At 46.2% G+C, this 2167-nt stretch carries 1 protein-coding gene; it reads right to left on the bottom strand.

Translation table 11 applies throughout. The features are described from left to right. Positions 1 to 236: 236 nt before the first annotated feature. A partial coding sequence (locus AC37HE_RS15280; protein ID WP_500783723.1) for an ATP-dependent helicase occupies positions 237 to 2167 on the bottom strand: 1931 nt, incomplete at its 5' end.

The raw sequence follows: 2167 nt of genomic DNA on the forward strand, positions 1-2167 counted from the left end.
CCCGAGAATTCGGGGTTTGCCTCCTTTTCATCAATTGGAAAAGGAGGGGCCAGTCCGGCCTTAGGACAATAATCAGAATAAACATTCATAATTCGGAAGGAATCTCCAACAGGGATGAAAGTGGAAAGTTTTCCGGACATTAGGTTGTCATTGCTATCTGAAGTTGTCAGGTTATCTTGGAACTTGGAACTTGGAACTTGAAACTTGGAACTCAGAAAAGACTTTCACCGAAAAATCTAGTCAACCTTCCTCAGCAACGCTTTGGCAAAAGCTCTGGAGAACGACTTCTCTCCAACTGAGTCAAAGGCGCAAACCAACTCTTTCTCCTCAACAGCAACGACTGTTCCCACACCGTACTTTTTGTGTTTCACAGTACTGTTGATTGGCCATTCTTCGGCTTCTTCCTGAACGGCCTCTTCAATAACAGGTGCTACCGTTTCGCGTTGCACAAGTAAAGCTCCAGGTATGGCATTCAGAAAATAAGAGGGTTTTGGCTCGGCATTGCGCATGCTGGGCTGACTGTGCCAGCCAATTTCCACTACATTTTTCCCGCGCGTCATGGCCACAAACAACAGGCGCTTTTCCTCTTTCACATTCTGACTTCCCTGGTGATGTTGGGCCAATGGAATAATGCCCGTATTCGCTCCGGCAATATACACCCGATCGAACTCCAGCCCTTTCGATGCGTGGATGGTCAACAGATGAACCCCACTCCCCTTTTCTTTGATTCGCCCGTTAATCTGGAAAGTTCCTTCAAGAATCACCTGATCCAGAGCAACCCGGAAAATAGACATCGGTTCCCCCCAACCGTTTTCCTGCATATAACGACTTAATTGCTCCCAGGCTTCTGTCATGGATTCAAGGTAGGCCTGATGATGAATCGAGGTTGGCTTCAAAATCGGACGCAGGGCTAAAAAGTCAATCAAAGCTTCGGTTGACGGATTAACCTGCTTCAAAAATTCTGTTTCAAAATGGGTTAACTGATTCAAAAGCTGTAAGTGATCTTTCGGCTGTTCTTTTCTTTTTTCAAGGTAATGCTGCAAGGCATTAACCGCCGTTGTTCCTTCTTTCCGGTCATGTAGCTTTTGAATCAAAGTACGGCTGCGCTTAACAGCACCAAAAGTCGGGTCACTAATCAATGACAGGCAAGCATCAACATCATGCGGATTAGCACACAATTTTAAAATTCGGAGTAAAAAGGCTTGTGCCGGATTTTCGTGCAATTCCTTCCGGGCAACCAACTGAAAAGGAATATCAGCCTGCTCAAACACGGTCTCTACAATCTTTATTTGCTGGTGAGTTCGAAATAATACAGCAACTGAATCCAGCGACTCTTGCTGCTTCTGCAAGGTCAGCATTTGCTCGCGCAAATAAAAAGCTTCCTGCTGATCATCAAAATGACGGACCAACTCAATGGGTGTTCCGCTTTGGCGCGTTGCTACCAAGCCATTTTCACCTTGGTAAAGTAAATTCCCGGCCGCCGATAATATCGATCCGGTACTTCGGTAATTCTGCGGAAGTTCCATCCATATAGCATTCCAACGTGACTGAACTTCCTCAAACAGGTTTTCTTTGCTACCTCGCCATCCGTAAATACTTTGATTTTGATCACCAACCACAAAAAGCTTCGTATATTCTCCTTTTAGATGCTCAATTAACTGTAGCTGATCCTCACTGCAATCCTGGAACTCATCCACAATAATCCACTCCGGAGCCTGAGGAACCTCTTCGGCCAACAACTGGTTGCACCGGTTGATCAGATCATCAAAATCCATGGTATTACAGAGGCTCTTTTCAGTTTCGGCTAGTTCAACCAAACGTGCAAAATCATCTTCTGCCTTCATGTTGCCCATCAACAGCTCCCCATCGCGACGGTACTTTCGCCAGCGCTTGGCCAACTGGTTTTGATATTTGACAGTCAGATTTTCCTGCGCAATAAGCCGTTCCAGAAATTCCTGCTTTTCCTGTTCGTCCATAACCAGGAAGCCGGGTTTGAAACCCAATTTTCCCAAAGCAGGATGTTCCTGCAATAGCTGACGAGCAACCCCGTGAAAAGTCCCCAGGTAGCGCAATTGCTCATTGATAGCCGGATTCGATTCCCCCAAAAACAGCGCGATACGCTCTTTAATTTCCCGCGCCGCCTTATTGGTAAAGGTGAGCACCACCA

This window comes from Mangrovibacterium sp. (assembly GCF_059905295.1).